Here is a 16,711-nt window from a genome sequence, read left to right on the forward strand (position 1 = left end):
TTTGTGAAATTTGGAGCATGTTCCATTTCCCGGTCAAGCCTATAATGAGGGCAGAAAGCAACAAACGAAGCGCGCGCCGTTGTTGAATTTCTCATTATGCTAAGCGGGGGAACGCTATGATCGTATCATATAAAGGGCTGGCATCATTTTTGCTGGTCTCGGCATCACTTGCGGTATCACTGGGGATGTTCAATCCTCAGCAGGCGCAAGCCGCTTCTGTTTCTGCCCAATCATCCGTTTCGGCATCCGCAGCGCAAACAGGTGTTATTGTATCATCTGTCCGTCTGCGTACAGCTCCATCAACAACTGGAAAAGTGCTGGGATATTTAAATAAGGGCGACCAGGTTGTTATCCTGGAAGAAACGAACAGCTATTGGTACAAAGTCAGAACCGTAGACGGTAACGTTGGATATACAAGCAGGGGAGAGCAGTATATCCAAGTGGCCGCAGCTCCGGCAGTACAAACAGCAGTGATTCAAGCTACAGTCCGTCTTCGGGATACCCCTTCAACGAGCGGGCAGATTACGGGATATCTATATAAAGATGATCAGGTTGCCATTTTGGAAGCACCGAATAGCTACTGGTACAAGGTAAGAACGGCTAATGGTAATGTTGGATATACAAGCTCGTCGGATCAATACATTTTAGTGGATGGAGGTACGGCATTGCCGGTTCCTGCTCCGACACCAGTGCCGACACCAGTGCCAACACCAGTACCGACGCCAGCACCAACACCTGCACCGGTGCCTACGGCTCCGCCACAGGCGGCAGTCATTGAGAGTGTAATTGCTGCAGGGATGGGCTACCTTGGAACCCCTTATGAGTTCGGCTCCAGCCGCAGCGATACCAGCACCTTTGATTGCTCCGATTTTATCCGGCAGATTTTTATGGATGCAGCCAATCTGAAGCTTCCTGCCGATTCCCGGCAGCAGGGTGACTGGATTAAGCAGAACAGTACGGTAGTCACCGATATTTCCGGACTGAAGCGTGGAGATTTGATGTTCTTCACGGATTACCAAGGCAGCTCGGTTTCCGCATATGCCGGAATTGACAAGTTGACGGCCAGAATTACGCATGTAGCTATGTATTTGGGGGATGGTCAGCTGCTTCAGACCTATTCAGTGGCTTCAGGCGGAGTACGGGTTGATAAATTAAGCGCTTCTTGGGTGAATCGTTTCCTTTACGGGGGCTCGGTCATCCGCTAAAATATAGAATAGTAGAGATGCGAAGCGACAGCAGGACAAGTTTGTGACGGGTGAACTAGGGCGGGTGTTTTGTGAGGCTATCCCTTTAGTAGATTGATTCTACTGAAGGGATAGCCTCTGTTTTTATGTTCATTGAAATTCCCCGTTGCAGACCCCTGACATAAATAAGCCGTACAGGATCATTTAGATCTGCACGGCTTATCGTATGTAGGCCCGTAAAAAGTACGAAAAGGCTGGGATTTACGGGCGCTCGGCCGGGCATAGAATATGCTTCATAGCATGTTCTTCCTGCCGGAGGTACAATTATGGAATCGTTACATCGCTGGAGTGATTACATAAGCAGACGCAGGCACCTTGATCCAGGCTGTACCCAGCCATGTGTAAATTTCTCTCCATTCATTGCCCCAACTGTCGGTCTTGACAGCCCCAGTGGTATCAATGGTCTGTGCACTCAACCAGCCCGCTGGAGTCATGCTGTCCATGGAAAGGTGGAAAGGTGTTGCTTTGGTCAGGATAATCATAGGCGTGGCTGGCTTAATATCTGCTTGTGTGATTACAGTCTCGAATTTCCCACCGTAGGTGTTGCCTGTTACGGTTGTGGTGGTACCCGATACTTCATCGGCTGAAGCCGTTGCGGCAAAAGAAGCTACAAGACCCATGGCTACTGCGATACTGGCAAATTTTTTCATCTGTGATTCCTCCTGGGATTGGTTTGTTTGTAGCAGGTTTTTCCTTATTCGTGCTAATAAGCTTGTAAACAGAAAGAAGGCCCTATGAACCAAACGTCTTATTTTTTTATTTTCACAGTAACGGTCTTTGGTGCAAGGCCTACATGTTCTGCAGCGTGAATAGGATAGAAGAGAATTCCGAAACGGGTATGAGGTTCAGTGGGGAAAAGGCCGCAGGATGCCGCTTCACACACAATGAACCCGGATACTCCATCAGGAGTCCGGGCTCAGGTTGTGCCTGTATATGGAGAAGATCTTAAAGGCGGCTAATGCTATTTACATCGATCTTCCCCTGCGTCCCATAAACAGTGAAACAATGAAGAGAATCAGGAAGATGTAGAACAGTATTTTTGCGATGCCTACAGCGGCAGCTACAACATTGAAGAATCCGAAAATACCGGCGATTAAAGCAATAACAAGCAGAATTACCGACCATTTTAACATGATGTGTCATCCTTTCGGTGTGTAGGGTGTAGTCGAATGTAGTCATTGTTTAAACGGGGAGTTTTGTTTTGAAACAAACAAGGAGGGGGGATTTGACTTTTGTTTCGGGCTATTCACGTAAGGGTAACTATGCAGTAATAAGGCAGAGCAAGCAGACATTCAACGATTTGGAAGGGGTTTTGGAAATGATTATTGATCTAAGCGTCGCACTCGTGGCGATTGCATTTGCCGTACTCGTCTACTTTTTAATTAAAACCTTGAAATCAGCGAAGGAATCCCTCGATAAGGTCAGCCAGACTCTGCAGGAAGTGCAGAAAACGATTGACGAACTTACTTATGAAGTGAAAACCACAGTCAGACACGCGAACGATATTACCGCAGATGTTCAGAGCAAAATTCAAAAGATTGATCCGATTGTCGATTCCGTGAAAAACCTAGGTGACGTCATGAATGAACTGACGCTGACCATGAAGCAGGTATCAGTAACCGTCATTGAGAAGTACCGCAAGTCGCGTGAACTGAAGGAAAAGGCTAAAGCTGTATCGGTAGAAAGTACTCCGCCTAGTCCGGCAGAAGAACGCACCGTGAAGTCATACGATAGTGCAAATGCCAAGAAGTCACCTGGAAAAATAGCCATGGCGTTAAAAGGTGTAGACACAGCCGCTACCATTTGGCAGAAATTCCGTCATTAATTCATAAGACTGAGAACACGCAGCCGGGACGGCCATACCAAGCAGCAGAACATGAAAGGCGGGATGCTCCATGAACGTTATCCTTCTTTTGCTAAGTCTCCTGTCTCCCTATTTATCTGTATCTCCGCAGAAGGAGTCTGTTCCTGCCGCTTGGTTGTTCCCGCAGTCGCCGGTAGTGCTCGCTACTGAGCACAGTGTAAATGCCAGCCCCTATGTCACTGCCTTTGATTCCCTTGCCGGGGTGCCCTTGTATATGCCGGAAGAGGAGCTGCTGCAGGTTAAAGGTACGCCGCTCTCTGTTACCCCGGATCCTTGGCAGGGGTGCGAGGAGTACCATTATTCGGATATGTCCGCCGGAATTTGTGATGGAGCTGTTCTATACGTGCATGTCACTCCGGCTGAAGCGGGGGAATACGGACTGTACTTGAATGGACAGCGGATTGAACCGCAGAAGAATAATCTGCCTGAACTCCTGGGCTCTCCGGATTTTGTAGCTGAAGACGGGGATGTATATATGAGAGGAAGCACCGCACTTAAGATATACCGCAATTCACAGACAGGTGAATGGAACGGTATTGATTTGTTTGACGGGAATTCTTCTTGAGGCGTTTCAAACGCGTGGAAAGATGGTTAATGAAAGTCAGTCATCTTTTTAGCGTTGCCCTCTTATATAATACAAGGAGCGTGATTTCATGGATTCAATCCGTACGCAGGCTTATGCCAAGTTGCTTGAGAATGGTATTCAGGCGATAGAAGAAGTGAATCGGCTGCGCGATAGTGGTTACACTAGGGATGACATTTATGTGATCAGCCATAATGCGGATCGCGAAGGCCGAATTGTGGATGCGGCAGATACGAATGAGGTAGGTTTACACGAAGAGGGGCTGTTCGGCTCTATTGCCAACATGTTTCGTTCACGGGGTGATGCACTCCGTAACAAGATTACTTCACTAGGTTTCAGTGCAGCAGAAGCTGGCTTTTACGAGAAAGAGCTTGATACGGGCAAGGTTCTTGTTATCGCCAAAAAAAACCTGCATTAATTCGATGGCATTCACATGGAGAGACCTATAGTCCAATAGCGTAACCTCCAGTCCCACTGCAAGTGGTGGGGCTGGAGGTTACTTTGTTGAATACAAGTACATGGATTCATTCCAATATCTTGCTTTATGGAAACTGGACTTTTAGATATCGTATGATAGAGTTGAATATTTCTGAATTTTACGGTTGAAATACTATTCGTGCGGGGTGAAGAAAAATTGAGAATTTTAATCGTAGACGATAATCCGACTAACGTAATCATAATCCGTGAAATTCTAAAGAAGGAAGATTACCGGAACTTTATAACTGCAGCTTCAGCCAAAGAGATGCTACAGCTGCTGGGGATCGGCACAGGGACTGAAGACAAGCGGCCGAGACAGTCGGATATTGACCTGATTCTGCTGGACATGATGATGCCGGAAATGGATGGAATTGAGGCCTGCCGGGTAGTCCAGCAATATGAGCATCTGAGAGATATCCCGATTATTATGGTTACTGCGGTTGGTGACTCCAAGAAATTGGCCGAAGCGCTTGATGCGGGTGCTGTAGATTATGTGACCAAGCCCATTAACAAGGTTGAACTGATGGCACGTATCCGGCTGGCCCTCCGCTTAAAGCGCGAAAAGGATTGGCATGTGGAGCGGGACCAGCGGATACAGGATGAGCTGAAGCTGGCTGCTTTGGTACAAAATGCAGTCCTGAGTCTGCCGCTCAAGGAAGAGGCTTTTGAAGTTCATGCCCTTTACCAGCCCTCAGCAGAGCTTGCAGGTGACTTGTATGCCTGGTATCCGCTTGGAGACGGCCGGTATGCTGTTATACTGCTGGATATGATGGGACATGGTATTTCCTCGTCCCTATTCTGCATGTTCCTTGCTTCTGTACTCAAGGATACCGTAACGACGTATGTGCAGCCGGAGAAAGTTATTCAAGAGTTGAACCGGCGGTTTAACCAGTTATATATTGAGAAACAGCTGGTGCAGTATTATTTTACGGCGATTTATCTGGTTATAGATACCCGGATGAAGCGTATTGATTACGTGAACGCGGGACACCCGCCGGGGCTCTTCTTCGAAGGCGGCTCCCTAAGTCCTGTTTTGCTGGAGAGCAACTGTCATCCGGTTGGCCTATTTGACAGCATTGATATTGAGCCGCAAACGCTGACCTTTGAGGATGAAGGCCACTTGGTGCTCTATACCGACGGGCTGCTCGAAATGTCAGAGGGCGGACAGGAAGAACAGCTGGACTTTATGGTTGGTTATTTGAACGGAGGGCATGAGTGGCACGAGCAGCTGATGCGCGCCTCCTTCTTCCATGACGTTCCTGACCAGGAACGTGATGATGACAAATGCCTGGTATGGATTTCGCTGAAGAAAGGAACAGATCCGGAATGAAAATAAAGGCTAAACTGCTGATCGGCTTCAGCGCAATGCTGGCCATTATGTTTTTGTTAACCTTCATTGGATACGAACGGCTTAATAATATGAGCAGCCAGCTGGACAGCTTTCAGGACAGGTACAGCAAGGGCCGCTCATCCTCCGGACTCCGGGGTGAAGTGAACGATATGGCGCGTATACTGACGACCTCCATGCTCAATGCGGACAAGCTCTCGGTTGGTTCCCAAAAAAGCGAGCTTGAGGCTAAAGTCAAAAAAGCCGGAGGGTACCTTCAGAATATTGAAGATTCGATGGAAACAACAGAAGAAATGCAGCTGCTGAAACGGATTGAATCAGCCTATTCGGGTTATATAAATTATCAGAACAAAGTGCTTGATATGCTTTCTGCCGGCTATTTTCAGAATGCCAACGCCTACCGGAATGCAGAAGGGCAGAACATTCAGGAAGAGGTGCTGAACAGCCTGAATGCCCTGTCGGATTACAACGCATTCAGAATGACGGAGGAGAATACCAACGCTAAGAAGGCTTATGAGAGCTCCATCCAGATGGTGACCTTAATTATGGTTATAGGGCTGCTGCTGGGGCTTGGGGTTATTCTATGGGTGATTCCAAGCATCACACGAGGGCTTAATGTCGTTTCCATGATGATTAAGAGCTTCGGCAACGGCAAAATGAGGGCTATCCGCCGAATCAGGGTTACCTCCAAAGATGAGATTGGGGATGTTGCCCGGGTATTTCAGAACATGGCCAAAGATCTTGAACAGAAGCAGGAGATGGAGAAGGCCTATGCACAGGCGCAGAGCGATCAGGCTTGGCTCAACGCAAATATTGCCCGTGTAACAGATCTTCTGCGTGGCGTCAATTCGCTGGAACAGGTGACCCAGACCTTCATTGGTGAGTTCACCCCGGTGCTTGGTGCACAATATGGGGCAATTTACCTGAAGGATCAGAACAATCCTAATCTGCTTGTCAGTAGCGCATCTTATGCGGGAGAGGGCAGCGCCAAACTCAAAGCAAGCTTTGAAATGGGTCAAGGGCTTGTGGGGCAAAGCGCGCTGGATAAAACTCCAATTAAGCTTATAGAGGCACCGGAAGACTATATTTCTGTTACATCCGGTTTTGGGGGTTCGCATCCGGATCATATTCTGATCTATCCGGTCCTCTTCGAAGATGAATTGATGGGGGTTCTTGAATTTGCCTCCTTTACTCCATTTAGTGTCCTGCAGAATGAATTGCTGCATCAGCTTGCAATCAGCATGGGTGTGATTCTAAATAATATCAGCCGCCAGCTTGTAGTGGAGGAGCTGCTCCGGGAATCCCAGGCGCTTACTGAAGAATTGCAATGCCAGTCGGAGGAGCTGCAGACACAGCAGGAAGAGCTTCGCCGCTCCAATGAGAATCTGGAGGAGCAGACGGATGCGCTTCGACGCTCCCAAGAATTACTGCAGCGGCAGCAGGGAGAATTGGAGCATTACAATACCGAGTTGATCGCTAAGACCCGTGCATTGGAGGACCAGGTGCAGGAGGTGGAGGAGAAGAAGGATGAAATCGAGCATGCCCGCAGCCAGTTGGAGAAGCAGGCGATGCAGCTTGCCGTGACCAGCAAATATAAATCCGAGTTTCTGGCCAATATGTCACATGAGCTGCGCACTCCACTCAACAGTCTGCTGATTCTATCCCAGCTGCTTACAGAGAATAAGGATGGGAATCTGACGGAGAAGCAGGTGGAATTTGCGCATACGATTTATATGTCTGGCGCGGATCTGCTTAAAATGATTGATGAGATTCTTGATCTCTCCAAAGTGGACGCCGGCAAAATGGAGCTAAATTATGAGGAAATACCTCTAACCGAGCTGAAAACCTTCGTGAAGCAGAATTTTGCACCGCAGGCTGTGAAAAAAGGATTGTCTTTGCGCCTTTTGTTCGATGAGCCGTTGCCGGATTCCCTCTTCACAGACGGTCACCGGTTGAAGCAAATTCTGCGGAATCTGCTGTCCAACGCCTTCAAGTTCACGAGTGAGGGCTTTGTGGAATTTGCGGTAAGCGCCGCAAATAAGGAGCATCTGCCCGCCTTCCTTCCGCATGAGTTCGAATATATTGCGATTTCTGTGAAGGATAGCGGGATTGGGATTCCTGCAGACAAGACAGACATTGTCTTTGAAGCGTTCCAGCAGGTGGATGGAACAACCAGCCGCAAATATGGCGGTACCGGACTGGGACTATCGATTAGCCGAGAACTTGCACGTCTTATGGGTGGAGCCATTGGACTGGAATCGCGTGAAGGTCAAGGCAGTATTTTCACCTTGTACTTGCCGGTTAAAGGTCATTACAGCCTCCTTCCTGGAGTGCTCGAGGCTGCAGCCTCCCGGGAGCGTGAGGTTTCGGTGATATCTCAATATAACAGTGAGTACCGGATAGAACGTACAGAAGACACTCCAGCTGCGCCTATGGAGCCTATTATCATGGAGGATGACCGTGATCATTTGTCTTCCAAGGATAAGATCCTGCTGATTATTGAAGATGATGAGAAGTTCGCCAAGATTCTGCTTGATATGGCCCGGAGCCGCGGTTTCAAGGGTCTGGTAGCCCTTCAGGGAGATATTGGCCTGACTATGGCCCAGACGTATCTGCCGGATGCCATTATCCTGGATATCCAGCTTCCAGTTCTGGATGGCTGGGCGATTCTGCGGGAGCTCAAGGGCTCTTCACAGACCCGCCATATTCCTGTTCATGTGATTTCTGTGAATGATGAAGTGAAGCAGGGACTGATGATGGGGGCGATGGCTTACTTAAGAAAGCCATCCTCAAGAGAAGCGCTGGACCGTGCATTTTCACAAATTGAGAACTATACAGCCAGTACCCTGAAGCATTTGCTGATTGTAGAGGATGACGCTACTCAGCGCCGCTCCATCATGGAGCTTATCGGGCATGATGATGTGGCCATCACCGCAGTTTCCACTGGGCATGAAGCGCTGAGCGAGCTTCGCAAGCAAAGATATGACTGTATGGTTCTCGATCTGATGCTGGACGATATGACCGGTTTCGAGCTGCTGGACCAGATTCGTGATGATGAAGATCTAAATGATCTGCCGATTATTATCTATACCGGCAAGGACCTGGACAGCAAGGAAGAAACTAAGCTGCGCAAGTATGCTGAATCTATTATTATTAAGGATGTGCGTTCACCGGAAAGACTGTTAGATGAAACCACGTTGTTCCTGCATCGGGTGGAAGCCAATCTTCCTGAAGACAAGCGTAAAATCCTGCAAAAGCTGCACAATAAAGAAGAACTGTTCGACGGTAAAAAAATATTGCTGGTTGATGATGATATCCGCAATGTATTCGCCCTTTCCAGTGTGCTGGAAGGGTATCATATGGAAGTTAAGTTTGCAGAGAACGGCCGTGAGGCGCTGGACATGCTGGTGGAGCAGGAGGATTTTGATCTGGTGCTGATGGATATGATGATGCCGGAAATGGACGGATATGAGGCCATGCGCCGGATCAGACAGATGCCGCAATATCAGAAACTGCCCATTATTGCGCTTACGGCTAAGGCAATGAAAGAGGACCGGGCCAAGTGTATAGAAGCCGGCGCCTCGGATTATATGAAGAAACCTATCAGTACTGAGCAGCTTCTTTCTCTAATGCGTGTGTGGTTGTATTCGTAAGCCCGCTTTTGGGGTAATAGGATTACAGTACTAAATTACAACCCATCCGGAGATACGTTAGGTGCAAGGGAGCCTTGATAATAATGACAGCTATGGAACGCGGGTATGAAGAGCAATCTGCCCAGACCGGGATCAAACAGGAGCTTGAGCAGATTGAAATTGAACTGCTTCTCAGCGGTGTACACCGCCTTTACGGATATGATTTCAGGAATTATGCGCTGCCTTCCCTGAGGCGGCGGATCTGGCATCATGTGCATACGGAGAATGTACCCAGCATTTCCGCCCTGCAGGAGAAAGTGCTGCATAACCGGGACTGTTTTGAACGGTTTGTATACAGCTTGTCCATTCCGGTAACGGAGATGTTTCGGGACCCCGGCCTCTTCCTGACCTTCCGTCAGAAGGTCATCCCGCTCCTTCGGACCTATCCCTATATCCGGATCTGGCATGCCGGGTGCTCCACCGGAGAAGAAGTGTATTCCATGGCCATCCTTCTGCATGAGGAAGGGCTGTACGACAAGGCGCGCATTTATGCCACGGACATGAATGCACGCTCCCTGCAGCAGGCCAAAGAAGGGGTATACGAGATCAGTAAGATGAAGCAGTATACCAAGAATTACATGGAAGCGGGAGGGACCCGCGCATTCTCCGAATATTATACAGCGAAATATAATTCTGTGATTCTGCAGCCTTATTTGCGCAAAAATATTATTTTTGCAGAGCATAATCTGGCTACAGATACCTCTTTTAATGAGTTCAATGTAATATTTTGCCGGAATGTCATGATCTATTTCAACGACGAGCTCAGGGATCATGTGCATGGCTTGTTCCATGAAAGCTTAAGCCGTTTCGGAGTTCTGGTACTGGGCTCCAAAGAGTCTATACATTTTACCAGGTTCAGTGACAGTTATGAGCCCCTGGACAGAGTGGAAAAAATATACCGTAAGAACAAATAGCGGGTGAGGAGGGGCCAATGGGGGTTCAAGAACCGATTCATATACTGCTTGTCGATGACCGTCCTGAGAATCTGCTGGCGCTGGAAGCAGTGCTTGAAAGCCAGCATTATAAGCTTGTCAAAGCGAATTCCGGTGAAGAAGCACTGCGGTGTTTATTAAGACATGAATTTGCAGTGATTGTACTGGACGTACAGATGCCGGGTATGGATGGAATTGAAACTGCCAAATTGATCAAAGCCAGAGAGAAGACAAAGGATATTCCAATTATTTTTATCTCAGCCAACAGCAAAGAGGCGGAGCATCTGTTTGCGGGATATTCGGCTGGTGCGATTGATTATATGGTCAAGCCCTTCATCCCCCAAATTCTGAAGTCCAAAATCGAAGGCTTCGTCGATATGCACCTTACGACCAAAAAGCATCAGATGCAGACCATGCTGCTGCAGCAAAAGACGCAAGAGCTGGAGAGAATTAACGGAGAACTGACCAAAGCCAAGGAAGAGGCGGAGATTGCCGCCAAAGCCAAGACGGAATTCCTGGCTATGATGAGCCATGAGATTCGCACGCCAATGAACGGTGTGGTGGGCATGATTGACCTGCTCATGGAGACGGAGCTTGCTCCAGACCAGAAAGAGTATACGGAGATCATCCGCAAAAGTGCCGATACGCTCATTACCGTTATTAACGATATTCTTGATTTCACCAAGATGGAATCAGGTAAAATGGAAATGGAAGAACAGTTATTTGAGCTACAGACCACTATCCAGGAGGTATTTAGCTTATTTTCTGCGGAAGCTGGCAAAAAAAATCTTGAACTGGCCTATTTTATTGACCAAAAGCTGCCTAGGCTGATTTACGGGGATATGGCCCGTTTGCGTCAGGTATTAATCAATTTAGTCGCGAATGCCGTTAAATTTACCAATCAAGGCGGTGTTTACCTTGTAGCCTCCAGGGTGTCTTCGGAAGATCATAAGATGACCGTAGAATTCACCATTAAGGATACAGGCATTGGGATTTCTCCGGAAAAATGTGACCGGCTGTTCCAGCCGTTTTCTCAGCTGGATTCTTCTATGACGCGCAAATACGGCGGCACAGGTCTGGGACTGGCCATCTGCAAATCCCTGGTTGGAATGATGGGCGGTGAAATCCGTGTGGAATCCATGGAGGAAAAAGGGGCGACCTTTGTTTTTACAATTAAGACTACAGTGCCGGATGATGAACTTGGAAGAACCTTTCAGGAGGAGGAGCATCCTGCTGTAGAAACCGGTCAACATTGGCAGAAAAAGATCCTTGTAGTGGATGATCATCCGATCAATCAGCGCCTGATGGTAAGTATGCTGGACAAGCTGGGCTATGACTCCACAGTTGCCAAGGATGGTCATCAGGCAGTGGAGCTGTCTCTCCGCGAGGATTTTGATTTCATATTTATGGACCTGCAGATGCCTGTTATGGATGGATTGACGGCCACCTCCAGAATCAGGCAGGGCTCTGGACATAATGCTACCCATGCTGTCATTATTGCGATGACCGCGAATGTAATGGAGGGGGTCCAGAACCGCTGTTCTGCTGCTGGAATGGATGGGTATATCAGCAAGCCGCTGAAAATGAGCAGCTTGAAACAAATTATTTTACGTTATGCCTCCAGTGACAATCCGGCTGAGATACGGAACACCTCACTTTTCAAGGCATGATCCATTAAGTACCAATGTATGAATGTGGCGTTTTTTGTTTCAACCGTATAGCTTTAGGGTTATTGGTAAAGAAAACATTTATCAGGAGAGATTGTCTATGAATACAAATAAAAGCGAAAAGTTCCACGCAAGAACCGAAACAGAAGGCAATGTATGCACGGTTTACTTAGTTGGCGAGCTCGATTTGTCGGTAGCTCCCGACTTTCGTCTGGTGATGGAACCACTGGTAGGGGATACTGGGCTTGACCTTGTGATTAATCTGAAGGAATTGAGATATATCGACAGCACAGGCATTGGTATTCTGCTCTCGATTCTCAAAGCAAGACATGGAATGGACGTTAAGTTTTCAGTTGAGGAAGTTCCGCCGCAAATACAGAAGCTATTTGATATGACAGGAATCTCCAAGTTTTTTGCCCCCCAAGAGAATTCCCACTAGGAAAGGATCGAACTAAGGATGAGTGATGACGTGCAAAAAGTAGTTCTTCAGTTACCCGCAAGTGCAGAATATGTCGATATCGTCAGACTGAATTTATATGGCATTGCCTCCAAAATGGGCTTTACTTATGAAGACATTGAGGATATGAAAGTGGCTGTATCCGAAGCATGCAACAATTCGGTTCTTTACGCTTACGGGCAGGAAGACGGGATGGTTGATGTAATCTTTGAAGTTGGAACACGAGCCTTGTCCATCACCGTCAAAGATGAGGGGGAGAGCTTTGACGGATTGGAAGAGTCCGAGGAACGTATGACGCTGCATGATAAAGAGCTGAATGATGTTCAGGTAGGCGGGCTGGGCTTTTATTTAATGCAAGCGCTCATGGATGACGTTAGCGTAGTGAGCGAAGCAGGGAGAGGGACAGTCGTCACCCTGACCAAGCGGCTTAATTTCAGCGAGGAGAAAGTATGAACGAAAAAGTGACTCCCCCCGAGTCCATGAACGAAGCGGTAAGTCTGATCTGGGAATACCAGCAGACCAAAGATAATGAAATTGCAACAGTTTTGATCCGTAAATATGAACCCATGGTGAAGATGGCTGCCGGTAAAATTGCCCGCAACCGTCCAGATCTGTACGAAGACTTATATCAGGTAGGACAAATGGCGCTGATTAGGCTGCTGCAGCAATACGACATCAGTCTGGGAATTCCTTTTGAACCGTATGCCATGAAAAGCATGATCGGGCACATGAAAAATTACCTGCGCGATAAATCCTGGTACATACAGGTTCCTAGAAGGATCAAAGAAAAGGGTGCCCTTGTCCAGCAGGCGATTGATGAGCTAACCATCAGATTGGAACGTTCTCCTGCCGTAGAGGAAATTGCTCATTATCTTGATCTTACCGTAGAAGAAACTGTGGAAGTACTAGCCGGTCGAGAATGCTACCATTACGTATCCCTGGATTCGCCTCTATCCCAAGAGGAGACAGGGGCTACACTTGGTGAGATTATCAGCTCTGAAGCCAATGATTATGAGACCGTAGAGAAACGCATGGATTTGCAGCAGGCCCTCGGGCAGCTTAAGGAACAGGAACAGCAGGTGTTGCTGCTGGCTTTCCAGGACGGGCAATCCCAACGTGCCATCGCCCAGAAGCTTGGAGTGTCGCAAATGAGCGTATCACGGATTCAAAAGCGGGCTACAGAAAAACTGAAGCAGATTATGGCGAATTCATCCTATTAATATAAATTTGGGTTATAACAAAATGGACATGCCTGATTCCCGTGCGGGGAGGGCATGTCCATTTTATATATATCATTATTTAAATGGATCAGCTGTTGGCATCAATGTACTTCTTGATCTCTCCGAGGTATTCTCCGATTACCGGCACATTCAGGAACAGACTGAGAATATAGCCCAGTAAGCCCAGAATCACAAAGGTGCCAAGGGAGAGTCCGAGACCACGGGATATGCCTGCCATGAGATTGGTGATAATCCGTTTTTTAGGGTCCGTATAGTTTTCAAGGATATCCTTAAATTCCGATTTTTCCAGCGAATCGGCAATTTTGTCAAGCCTGGCGTTTAGCCGTTTCACTTCATGCCTCAGCTCGAAGGGATGCTCCTCTACATCGTAGGTTTTCGTGTTGTTCCCCGCATCTCCCATAAGGTTACCTGCTTTCTATAGCCCGTAACCGGACTTTGATAAATAAACAAATATTACATAACAACAGCCAGCTGCAAGTGAGCTGGCTGTTTCCGGATTTAGATCAAGCCGCGGATCACCGCTTTTAGTAAGAAGATTTATAAGAAGCCTTAACTTCTTCCTTGGCTTCCTGTGCCGTATCCGATATATCCTTGGAAGAAGCGGAGGCTTCCTCGGCAACGTCCTTTGAAGCGTCTTTGACATCAGAAATGATATCTGCGGATGCGCTTCCTACGGTTTCGCCGATTTTTTTACCTGTTTCGGATAACGTAGCGGCAATTTGTTGTTTACTGTCACTGACTGTAGTGAAAATATCAGAAGCTTTGGCGGATACCGTGCTGGCAAGGTCAGTAGTCTTTTCTAGGGCGGTAGCAGCAATCGTTTTGGTTTTATCCGTTACGACACCTGCAACCTCTTTGGTTTTGTCCGTAGCGGTCGAGAATTTCTCAGACAAGTCACTGCGCATTTCACGGCCTGGCTTAGGAGCGAACAGCAATGCTGCGGCAGCTCCAATCAAACCTCCGATGAAAATACCTTTGAAAAATGTGTTTCCGCTCTCTACCGGATATTCTGTCTCTGCTTTATTCATAACCAATCACTCCTCATTCGATTATTGTATTCCAGTTCCTGGCGGCAGGGAGTAGAGCATATAGTGTAGATGGTTTCCCTCGCCGCCGGTAACCGGATTTCAGGGTGGCCTGAACGTTCTTACTTCGTATATAAACTTGGGCGTATGGGCTGAAACAGCAAAGAAGGACGGCAAAGATTCCCGGAGCATGCTTCAGCATTTGTGATGTTAAGAGACCTATTGTGATAAAAACGGGGGATTTTGCGACTTTACAAACTGCCGAAACTTTAAAGTCAAAACAAACCATTCTGGCTTCCTTGATTGACAAAGAAAGGAAGAGGGTAAGGAATACATAATTACAGCGCCCTTGCACTTGAGGATAAGATTCATACATCATTGGAGGTGCACGCAATTATGATCAAAGTCATTACTTCAGCAGAGCGCCATACTTCGAATAAAAAATGGATACACAGTGAATTCAGCTTTTCTTTTGCCGATTACGATGATCCAAGCAATGCGCACTTTGGGGCACTGCTGGCCCATAACGATAATGAGCTTAGACCGGGGCAGGGCATGCATGAGCATCCGCATCATGATCTGGAGATTATCACTTATGTAGTCTCTGGAGTGTTGAAACATCAGGATGATCAGGGCAATCATGCCGAGCTTCAGGGCGGCAGCATTCAGATCATGAGCGCAGGTACGGGCATTAATCATTCCGAAACCAATCCGTCGGACACTGACAATACGCGTTTTCTGCAAATTTGGCTGCTCCCGGATCAGCCGGGCCGGCAGCCCAAATGGGACGCGAAGTTCTATCCAGTTGAGCATAAGACCAATACCCTTCTGCCTGTAGTTTCAGGAAAGGGGGAAGAAGGTGCGCTTGAGATCCATGAGAATATAACGATCTATCTGTCTTCTCTGGAAACGAACCGGGAGCTGAAGTACCTTCAACGTGAAGAGAGGCGGACGCATATCTACCTTATTTCCGGCAATTTGGAGATCTCGTGCCCGGACGGAACGTTCCACCTTCAGCCGGGCGATGCGGCCCGCATCCGCAAGAGCTGCGATCTGAATTTGAAAGGAACGGGCAGTGACATGAGCGCGGAGTTCCTGCTGATCGACCTTCCTTAGCTTCAACTTTCGGCAAGACAAAGAGAGTCCCATGCCTTAGGTATCCATCTGCTGATGGCCGTAAGGCATGGGACTCTTGTTCGTACTTGTATCACATTTTTTATTTCGCCCGCAGGCGTCCGAGTTCGGAAACCAGCGCTTCGACTTGGGAAATGCTTAGTCTGTCACTGCCCATAGCCACTTCGTAAATATCAAGAATGTCCTCATAATTCTTTACCGAGAAGGCTGAAGCCTGCATGGCTGCAGCACTTGCCATTTTCAGCTTGCTTTTAATGCCCTCAATCATATATTCAACATTTTCCTGGGTAGGCTGGGATAGATCCATTGGGGTTAACAGTCCTCTCTGCATATTAATTCAAATATTCTATCATGTTTGGGGGTGCAAACACCATTTTTTTGTCCATTCCATGGATATCATGTTAAATTAATAGAAATATATTCGGAATGAATCGTAGAAAGGGGCGGGGAGATTGGCAATCAGGGAGCAGGAGAGCAGAAAACGCAAAAAAATGGATGCTTCCGGGCTGACTTCCTTCTTCCGGGAGATCGCGTTCCGGCATCCGCTGGAGCAGATCACATTTTTGTGCATAGGAACGGACAGGTCCACTGGGGATGCGCTTGGACCGCTGACCGGAAGCCGGCTTTTGGAGCATGGATTTCCGCATGTAAGCGGCACGCTGCCGTCACCTTGTGACGCGGATAATCTGGAGGCACGGATAGCAGAGATTCCTACAGGGCAGATTATTATTGCTATTGACGCATGTCTCGGTCCTCCGGCATCGCTTGGCTATTTCCTGACGGCTGCTGAGCCGCTGCGTCCGGCACAATCGGTGGGACTGATGCTTCCGGCTGTGGGACATTACAGCTTGGCTGCCATTGTAGACGTGAACGGACCACGTCCTTACCGGACACTGCAGAGTACTCCGCTGAACAGAGTGATGGGAATGGCCGGGCAAATTGCCCTGGCTGCAGCGGCCGGATTCGGAATGGATGACCGGAAAGCGTTTCAAGAGTGAAGAAATGGCTTAATAATTAAGACAAGCAAACCGTCTCAAGCCTCGGATC

The 16,711-nt window shown here is 47.9% G+C and carries 18 protein-coding genes; 13 read left to right on the plus strand and 5 right to left on the minus strand.

The genetic code is table 11. The features are described 5' to 3' along the window. Nucleotides 1–116 precede the first annotated feature (116 nt). Nucleotides 117–1,205: a C40 family peptidase gene (locus tag A3844_RS14600; protein ID WP_074103523.1), complete on the plus strand. Its 1,089-nt coding sequence runs from the start codon at nucleotides 117–119 to the stop codon at nucleotides 1,203–1,205. A 314-nt stretch (nucleotides 1,206–1,519) separates the two neighbouring features. Here A3844_RS14600 and A3844_RS14605 read toward each other — a convergent pair whose 3' ends face one another. Beyond that, nucleotides 1,520–1,894, minus strand: a complete 375-nt coding sequence (locus A3844_RS14605; protein ID WP_074084989.1) for a hypothetical protein — start codon at nucleotides 1,892–1,894, stop codon at nucleotides 1,520–1,522. 315 nt (nucleotides 1,895–2,209) lie between these two features. After that, nucleotides 2,210–2,377 carry a DUF1328 domain-containing protein gene (locus A3844_RS14610; RefSeq protein ID WP_074084988.1) on the minus strand — a complete coding sequence of 56 codons (168 nt, stop codon included), beginning with the start codon at nucleotides 2,375–2,377 and terminating at the stop codon, nucleotides 2,210–2,212. A gap of 92 nt (nucleotides 2,378–2,469) precedes the next feature. On the opposite strand from A3844_RS14610, the gene A3844_RS14615 reads away from it, so the two are divergent. The 10 genes from A3844_RS14615 (at nucleotide 2,470) to A3844_RS14660 (ending at nucleotide 13,484) form a co-directional block, all read left to right on the plus strand. Then, the gene (locus tag A3844_RS14615; RefSeq protein WP_425270603.1) at nucleotides 2,470–3,069 is read left to right on the plus strand and encodes a DUF948 domain-containing protein; all 600 of its coding nucleotides are present in this window, start codon (nucleotides 2,470–2,472) and stop codon (nucleotides 3,067–3,069) included. Nucleotides 3,070–3,139: 70 nt separating this feature from the next. After that, nucleotides 3,140–3,673, plus strand: coding sequence for a hypothetical protein (locus A3844_RS14620; protein ID WP_074103524.1), 534 nt, complete (start codon nucleotides 3,140–3,142; stop codon nucleotides 3,671–3,673). A gap of 88 nt (nucleotides 3,674–3,761) precedes the next feature. Next, a complete protein-coding gene (locus A3844_RS14625; protein ID WP_074103525.1) occupies nucleotides 3,762–4,109 on the plus strand; it encodes a YflT domain-containing protein in 348 nt (115 codons plus the stop codon). A 216-nt stretch (nucleotides 4,110–4,325) separates the two neighbouring features. After that, nucleotides 4,326–5,498: a SpoIIE family protein phosphatase gene (locus A3844_RS14630; RefSeq protein WP_074084985.1), complete on the plus strand. Its 1,173-nt coding sequence runs from the start codon at nucleotides 4,326–4,328 to the stop codon at nucleotides 5,496–5,498. Next, nucleotides 5,495–9,169 carry a response regulator gene (locus A3844_RS14635; RefSeq protein ID WP_074107747.1) on the plus strand — a complete coding sequence of 1,225 codons (3,675 nt, stop codon included), beginning with the start codon at nucleotides 5,495–5,497 and terminating at the stop codon, nucleotides 9,167–9,169. Before A3844_RS14630 ends, A3844_RS14635 begins: the two co-directional genes overlap by 4 nt. Before the next feature lie 83 nt (nucleotides 9,170–9,252). Further along, nucleotides 9,253–10,122: a CheR family methyltransferase gene (locus A3844_RS14640; protein ID WP_074103527.1), complete on the plus strand. Its 870-nt coding sequence runs from the start codon at nucleotides 9,253–9,255 to the stop codon at nucleotides 10,120–10,122. A 17-nt stretch (nucleotides 10,123–10,139) separates the two neighbouring features. Beyond that, on the plus strand, nucleotides 10,140–11,810 hold the full coding sequence (locus A3844_RS14645) for a response regulator (RefSeq protein ID WP_074107748.1): 1,671 nt from the start codon (nucleotides 10,140–10,142) through the stop codon (nucleotides 11,808–11,810). 97 nt (nucleotides 11,811–11,907) lie between these two features. Next, the gene (locus A3844_RS14650; RefSeq protein WP_074084981.1) at nucleotides 11,908–12,246 is read left to right on the plus strand and encodes an STAS domain-containing protein; all 339 of its coding nucleotides are present in this window, start codon (nucleotides 11,908–11,910) and stop codon (nucleotides 12,244–12,246) included. A gap of 18 nt (nucleotides 12,247–12,264) precedes the next feature. Beyond that, a complete protein-coding gene (gene rsbW, locus A3844_RS14655; RefSeq protein ID WP_074084980.1) occupies nucleotides 12,265–12,717 on the plus strand; it encodes an anti-sigma B factor RsbW in 453 nt (150 codons plus the stop codon). Beyond that, on the plus strand, nucleotides 12,714–13,484 hold the full coding sequence (locus tag A3844_RS14660) for a sigma-70 family RNA polymerase sigma factor (RefSeq protein WP_074084979.1): 771 nt from the start codon (nucleotides 12,714–12,716) through the stop codon (nucleotides 13,482–13,484). The genes rsbW and A3844_RS14660 overlap by 4 nt, the downstream gene beginning before the upstream one ends. Before the next feature lie 88 nt (nucleotides 13,485–13,572). Here the strand turns inward: A3844_RS14660 and A3844_RS14665 are convergent, their stop codons facing one another. Further along, nucleotides 13,573–13,905, minus strand: coding sequence for a DUF5665 domain-containing protein (locus A3844_RS14665; protein WP_074084978.1), 333 nt, complete (start codon nucleotides 13,903–13,905; stop codon nucleotides 13,573–13,575). A 124-nt stretch (nucleotides 13,906–14,029) separates the two neighbouring features. Beyond that, nucleotides 14,030–14,533 (minus strand): YtxH domain-containing protein, encoded by a 504-nt coding sequence (locus A3844_RS14670; protein ID WP_074084977.1) that lies wholly within the window; start codon nucleotides 14,531–14,533, stop codon nucleotides 14,030–14,032. Between the two features lie 393 nt (nucleotides 14,534–14,926). Between A3844_RS14670 and A3844_RS14675 the strand changes: the two genes are divergently transcribed. Beyond that, on the plus strand, nucleotides 14,927–15,646 hold the full coding sequence (locus tag A3844_RS14675; protein ID WP_074107749.1) for a pirin family protein: 720 nt from the start codon (nucleotides 14,927–14,929) through the stop codon (nucleotides 15,644–15,646). 100 nt (nucleotides 15,647–15,746) lie between these two features. Here the strand turns inward: A3844_RS14675 and A3844_RS14680 are convergent, their stop codons facing one another. Next, nucleotides 15,747–15,971 carry a DUF1128 family protein gene (locus A3844_RS14680; RefSeq protein ID WP_074084975.1) on the minus strand — a complete coding sequence of 75 codons (225 nt, stop codon included), beginning with the start codon at nucleotides 15,969–15,971 and terminating at the stop codon, nucleotides 15,747–15,749. A 184-nt stretch (nucleotides 15,972–16,155) separates the two neighbouring features. Here A3844_RS14680 and yyaC point away from each other — a divergent pair, with 184 nt between their 5' ends. Further along, nucleotides 16,156–16,662 carry a spore protease YyaC gene (gene yyaC / locus A3844_RS14685; RefSeq protein ID WP_083606855.1) on the plus strand — a complete coding sequence of 169 codons (507 nt, stop codon included), beginning with the start codon at nucleotides 16,156–16,158 and terminating at the stop codon, nucleotides 16,660–16,662. The last annotated feature ends 49 nt before the right edge of the window (nucleotides 16,663–16,711 follow it).

Origin of the sequence: Paenibacillus helianthi, assembly GCF_001909055.1 — a bacterium.
GTDB lineage: Bacteria > Bacillota > Bacilli > Paenibacillales > Paenibacillaceae > Paenibacillus_AQ > Paenibacillus_AQ helianthi.